7 protein-coding genes are annotated in these 5,210 nt (G+C 70.3%); 6 read left to right on the top strand and 1 reads right to left on the bottom strand.

Going from position 1 to position 5,210, the window contains the following annotated elements; genetic code table 11:
- Nucleotides 1-759 (bottom strand): LD-carboxypeptidase (locus GV027_RS20060; protein WP_159513411.1); only part of this gene is annotated, 759 nt, incomplete at its 3' end.
- Nucleotides 760-807: 48 nt separating this feature from the next.
- Here GV027_RS20060 and GV027_RS20065 point away from each other — a divergent pair.
- From GV027_RS20065 to GV027_RS20090, 6 genes are all read left to right on the top strand, one after another.
- On the top strand, nucleotides 808-2,232 hold the full coding sequence (locus tag GV027_RS20065) for a Mur ligase family protein (protein ID WP_159513412.1): 1,425 nt from the start codon (nucleotides 808-810) through the stop codon (nucleotides 2,230-2,232).
- A gap of 36 nt (nucleotides 2,233-2,268) precedes the next feature.
- Entirely contained in the window at nucleotides 2,269-2,523 is a 255-nt protein-coding gene (locus GV027_RS20070; RefSeq protein WP_159513413.1) for a DUF6356 family protein, read from the top strand.
- Between the two features lie 439 nt (nucleotides 2,524-2,962).
- Nucleotides 2,963-3,370, top strand: a complete 408-nt coding sequence (locus tag GV027_RS20075; protein WP_159513414.1) for a hypothetical protein — start codon at nucleotides 2,963-2,965, stop codon at nucleotides 3,368-3,370.
- Complete coding sequence (locus GV027_RS20080) at nucleotides 3,367-3,570, top strand: helix-turn-helix transcriptional regulator (RefSeq protein WP_056409051.1); 204 nt, start codon at nucleotides 3,367-3,369, stop codon at nucleotides 3,568-3,570. Before GV027_RS20075 ends, GV027_RS20080 begins: the two co-directional genes overlap by 4 nt.
- Before the next feature lie 52 nt (nucleotides 3,571-3,622).
- Nucleotides 3,623-4,360 (top strand): alpha/beta fold hydrolase, encoded by a 738-nt coding sequence (locus GV027_RS20085; protein ID WP_159513415.1) that lies wholly within the window; start codon nucleotides 3,623-3,625, stop codon nucleotides 4,358-4,360.
- A complete protein-coding gene (locus GV027_RS20090; protein ID WP_159513416.1) occupies nucleotides 4,357-5,157 on the top strand; it encodes a tetratricopeptide repeat protein in 801 nt (266 codons plus the stop codon). Before GV027_RS20085 ends, GV027_RS20090 begins: the two co-directional genes overlap by 4 nt.
- The last annotated feature ends 53 nt before the right edge of the window (nucleotides 5,158-5,210 follow it).

Below are 5,210 nucleotides of genomic sequence, written 5' to 3' on the forward strand. Positions count from 1 at the left end.
CCCCAGATACGGCACCCCCATATCCCGCGCCCACCGCACCATCATGTAATCGAGCGTCTCCCCCCAGGCCGGCTCGTTCGCCTGCACCGCGGTCACCGCCCCGAGCCTGAGCCCGGCAATCCCCTTCAGTTGGGTCGCGTTCGCCACCTTGAACAGCATCCGGTCGATCGCATACATCGGCTCCGACACCTCCTCGACGATCAGCACATGATCGGTCAGGTCGGGCAGCCACGGCGTCCCGATCAGCGACGTCAGGATCGACAGGTTGAACGCCGCCGAGGGCTGCCCCCCGAGCCCCGGCTCGAGTCCGCTGCGATCCCCCCGCGCCATCCAGCCGAGCGACCGCGCCACCGTCGCCTCGCCGTCATGCCGGTTGATGTCGCTCACCATCGGCCCATGCGCCACCCGCCCGATCCGCCGTGCGTACAGCGCCCCCAGCAGAAACCCGACGTCCGAATAGCCCAGATACATCTTGTGCCGCGCCGCCCGCCCCAGCTCGGGCATCACCATCGCGAGGATCCGGTTCGCGCCATAGCCCCCGCGCAGGAACCAGATCGCGTCGAACGCCGGATCATTGGCATATTCCAGAAACGCCGCCGCCCGCGCGAAGTCCGATCCCGCGAAATGCCCGTCGGTCGCGGTGCACTGCGGATGGAATACCAGCTCGACCTCGGGAAACGCGCGCGCCGCATAGGCGGTGACCACGGGGATCGCCGAAGGATTGGTCCGGCTCGACGCGGCGAGAACACCGATGCGCATGGTTCGTCCTGTCTTGCCCCGTTACGCAACCGCCGATAGCGCGAGCTTATGGATATCACCAACCCCTCCGACCAGACCGCCGCCGACCAGCCCACCTATTTCTTCATCGGCATCGGCGGGTCGGGCATGATGCCGCTCGCGATGATCCTCGCGGGCCGCGGCGCGACCGTCGCGGGCTCGGACCGCAATCTCGACCAGGGCCGCGTCCCCGCCAAGTTCGACGATCTCGCCGCAAAGGGCGTCGCGCTCTTCCCGCAGGACGGCAGCGGCATCGTCTCGCCCGCCCAGCACGTCGTCGCCTCCGCCGCGATCGAGGCCAATGTCCCCGACATGATCGCCGCCGCCGCGCTCGGCTGCCCGCGCGCCACCCGCGCCGAGCTGCTCGCCTCCTTGTTCAACGACAGCCGCCTGCCGATCGGCGTGGCCGGCACCAGCGGCAAGTCGACCGTCACCGGCATGATCGGCTGGATCCTCCACACCACCGGCCGCGACCCCACCGTGATGAACGGCGCGGTGATGAAGAATTTCGCCTCCCCCGACGCCCCCTTCGCGAGCGCCTTAGTCGGCGAGGGCGACACCTTCGTCAGCGAGGTCGACGAAAGCGACGGCTCGATCGCGCATTACGCGCCGAAGATCGCCGTGCTCAACAATGTCAGCCTCGACCACAAGTCGCTCGACGAACTGCGCCAGCTGTTCGGCACCTTTATCGCAAAAGCCGAGACCGCGGTCGTCAACGCCAACGACCCCGACGCCGCCGCGCTCGCCGCCCGCCTCCCCCGCGGCCAGGTCACCACCTTCGCGATCGACGCCTCCGCCGACCTCCGCGCCGAGAATCTCGCCCCCGAACCCTTCGCGATAGCCTTCGACCTCGTGTCGCGCGGCGTCCGCACGCGCGTGAAGCTCGCCGTCCCCGGCCGCCACAACGTCGCGAACGCGCTCGCCGCGATCGGCGCGGCGATGGCCGCCGACGTGTCGCTGCCCGACGCGGTCAAGGCACTCGCGAGCTTCACCGGCCTGCGCCGCCGCTTCGATCTCGTCGGCGAAGCGAACGGCGTCGCGGTGATCGACGATTTCGGCCACAACCCCGACAAGATCGCCGCCACGCTCGACACGCTCCACGCCTTTCCCGGCCGCCTGCTGATCCTGTTCCAGCCGCACGGCTATGGTCCGCTGAAGGTCATGGGCAGCGAACTCGTCGCCACTTTCGTCGCAAGGCTGGCGCCCGAAGACCTGCTCGTCCTCCCCGACCCCGCTTATTATGGCGGCACCGTCACCCGCGAAGTCACCAGCGCCGACATCGTCGCCCGGATCGCCGCGCAAGACCGCGACGCCCGCCACATCGCCGACCGCGCCGACGCCGCCGCGCTGCTCGTCGCCGAGGCCCGCCCCGGCGACCGCATCGTCGTGATGGGCGCGCGCGACGACACGCTCAGCCTGCTCGCGGCGACCATGGTCGAATCCCTCGCCGGCTGATAGGATAAGCCCGATCCCCCGTCCGGAGACCCGCCGATGTTCCGCCGCCTCTTCCTCGACCATCCCGCCACCGTCGGCGAAAGCTATGCCGAGCATTTCGGCGTCGCCAGCCGGTTCGGCGTAACGATGATCGCCGGCGGCCTCGGCGCGCTCGTCCACGCGGTCATCCCCGCTTTCTGCAAGACCCGCGGCAGCGACACCGTCCGCGAACTCCACCGCCAGATGGTCGCCAAACGCGGCGCCGTCGCCGCCGACCAGACCCAGATGAAAACGGTAGAATTCATCATCTGACCCCATCCCCCCGCAAAAGCGGGGGCCAGGACGAAGGCGGTAAGCGCCGCCCACCCCCCACCCGTCATCCTGACGAAAGTCAGGACCCAGAGCCCAGCGGCGCTGCGCCCCATAACCCTGGATCCTGGGTCAAGCCCAGGATGACGGCGGTGAAGCGCAGCCCTCCCCACCCGTCCTCCCGACGGCGGGGAAGCGCCGCCCTCCCCGCTCGCCATCCGGACGGCGGGGAAGCGCCGCCCACCCCCACCCGTCATCCTGACGAAAGTCAGGATCCAGAGCCAAGCAGCACCGAGCCCTGCCACCCTGGACTCCCGCCTACGTGGGAGAGCGGACAGTCGCGATCGCATCCCCTCAACCCCGCCCCCCGCTGTAAAGCCACCTTGACTCCCACACCCTCCAATGACAAGCTTCCTTTACCGATTCAAAAGGACGCTTGACCATGCACAAGAGCCCCGCGCTGCGCCGCTACAACGCCACCGTTCTCGGTCTCAGCCTCGCGTACATGGGCACGCTGTTCGGCGTGGTGGCGCTGTTCCGCAGCCATCCGCCGACCGGCCCGCTCGCCTATCTCCTCGCGGTGCTGCCCGCGCTTCCGCTGCTCGGCGTCTTCCTCGCCTGGGGCCGCTATCTGCGCGACGAGCCCGACGAATATATCCGCACGATGAACGTCCGCCAGACGCTGATCGCCACCGTCTTCATGCTCTGCGCGACGACGATCTGGGGCTTCCTCGAAAGCTTCGGCCTCGCGCCCCATGTCCCGGCCTATTCGGCGGGTGTGCTCTGGTTTGCCGGCCTGATGCTCGGCGGGTGCGTCAACATCGCCGCGGTGCGCGCAGGCGCCGCATGAAGAACCGCCTGAAAGTCCTGCGCGCCGAACGCGACTGGAGCCAGGGCGACCTCGCCGACCGCCTCGACGTCTCGCGCCAGAGCGTCAACGCGATCGAGACCGGCCGCTACGACCCCTCGCTCCCGCTCGCCTTCCGCATCGCCGAGCTGTTCGGCCTCGCGATCGAGGACATCTTCACCAGCCCCTCCGCCCCCGTCTGAACGCGCCAGCCTGACCTAGCCCCGTCCGCCCGCTTTGGCTAAAGCCCCGCGCATGACCGACACCACCGCCCCCGCGCCGGACCGCCCCCGCCTCGCCTATCACCACACGACCGGCACCGGCCCGACGATCGTCTTCCTGTCGGGCTATGGCTCGGACATGACGGGCACCAAGGCGGTCACGCTCGAGGCCTGGGCGAAATCGCAGGGCCGCGCCTATCTCCGCTTCGACTATGGCGGCTGCGGCCGCAGCGAGGGCGCGTTCGAGGATCAGACGCTCGTCGACTGGCGCGACGACGTGATCGCGATGCTCGAAGCCCTGGCGGACGGCCCCGCGGTGCTCGTCGGCTCGTCGCTCGGCGGCTGGCTGATGCTGCTCGTCGCGAAAGCCCGCCCCGATCTGGTCGCAGCGCTCGTCGGCATCGCCCCCGCGCCCGACTTCACCGACTGGGGCTTCACCCCTGAGGAAAAGCTGACGCTGCTCAGCGCGGGCCGGCTCGAACGCGCCAACGACTACGGGCCCGAACCCACCATCTACACCCGCGGCTTCTGGGCGTCGGGCGAGGCGAACCGGCTGATGTTCGGCTGGATCGAGATCCGCTGCCCGGTCCGCCTGATCCAGGGCCAGCGCGACAAGGCGGTGCCGTGGCTGCGCACCACCCGGCTCGCCGAGCTGCTTCGTTCAGCCGATGTGCAGACACTGCTCGTCAAGGACGGCGATCACCGCCTGTCACGCGATTCCGACATCGCGCTGATCATCCGCGCGGTCGAGGATGTGATCGCCCGCTTATGATCCTGACGCTGCTCGCCCCCGCGCTGCTCCTGTCCCAGGCCGCCAGCCCCGCCACAAAGCCTGGCGCCAAGCCGATAGCGGCACCCGCCGCCGCCGGCCCCGCCGACGATGCCACGCGGCTCCAGCGCTGCATCGCGACGATCGCGACCGATCCGGTCGCCGCGCGTGCCGAGGCGGGTCGCTGGCGGATGGCGGGCGGCGGCGCCGCGGCGCGCGACTGTGGCGGGCTCGCCTTTGCCGCGGAAAAGAACTGGGCCGCCGCCGCCGCCGAATTCGAGAGCGCGGCGCGCGACGCGCAGCTCGCGCACGACGATCGCGCCGCGACCTATTGGGCGCAGGGCGGCAATGCCTGGCTCGCCGCGGGCGACGCGACCAAGGCGCGCACCGCGCTCGATTCGGCGCTCACCGCGGGGACGCTGACCGGGCTCCAGCTCGGCGAAGCACGGCTCGATCACGCGCGCGCGCTCGTCGCCGCGGACGATCTCGCCTCCGCGCGCACCGATATCGATCTCGCACTGACCACCGCGGGCGACGATCCGCTCGCCTGGCTCCTGTCCGCGACGCTCGCGCGGCGGATGGGCAATCTGCCCCGTGCACGCGGCGACATCGCCGAGGCGCTCAAGCGCTCCCCCGACGACGCCTCGGTCCAGCTCGAGGCGGGCAACATCGCCGCGCGCGACGGCGACGAGACCCGCGCCCGCGCCGCCTGGGCCGAAGCCGCGCGTCTCGCCCCCGACACCCCCACCGCCCGCAACGCCATCGCCGCGCTCCGCCAGTTCGACCCGCCCAAACCCTGATCCGCCCGCAGAGCCGCACCCGCCCCAAACGTCATTCCCGCGCAGGCGGGAAC

Origin of the sequence: Sphingomonas sp. T1 (assembly GCF_902506585.1) — a bacterium.
In the GTDB taxonomy this organism is placed as follows: Bacteria; Pseudomonadota; Alphaproteobacteria; order Sphingomonadales; family Sphingomonadaceae; genus Sphingomonas; species Sphingomonas aerolata.

What these genes read in the sequence shown, in the direction of transcription:
- GV027_RS20065 (WP_159513412.1), top strand. Translation starts at nt 808, where the DNA reads ATGGATATCACCAACCCCTCCGACCAGACCGCCGCCGACCAGCCCACC.
- GV027_RS20070 (WP_159513413.1), top strand. Translation starts at nt 2,269, where the DNA reads ATGTTCCGCCGCCTCTTCCTCGACCATCCCGCCACCGTCGGCGAAAGC.
- GV027_RS20075 (WP_159513414.1), top strand. Translation starts at nt 2,963, where the DNA reads ATGCACAAGAGCCCCGCGCTGCGCCGCTACAACGCCACCGTTCTCGGT.
- GV027_RS20080 (WP_056409051.1), top strand. Translation starts at nt 3,367, where the DNA reads ATGAAGAACCGCCTGAAAGTCCTGCGCGCCGAACGCGACTGGAGCCAG.
- GV027_RS20085 (WP_159513415.1), top strand. Translation starts at nt 3,623, where the DNA reads ATGACCGACACCACCGCCCCCGCGCCGGACCGCCCCCGCCTCGCCTAT.
- GV027_RS20090 (WP_159513416.1), top strand. Translation starts at nt 4,357, where the DNA reads ATGATCCTGACGCTGCTCGCCCCCGCGCTGCTCCTGTCCCAGGCCGCC.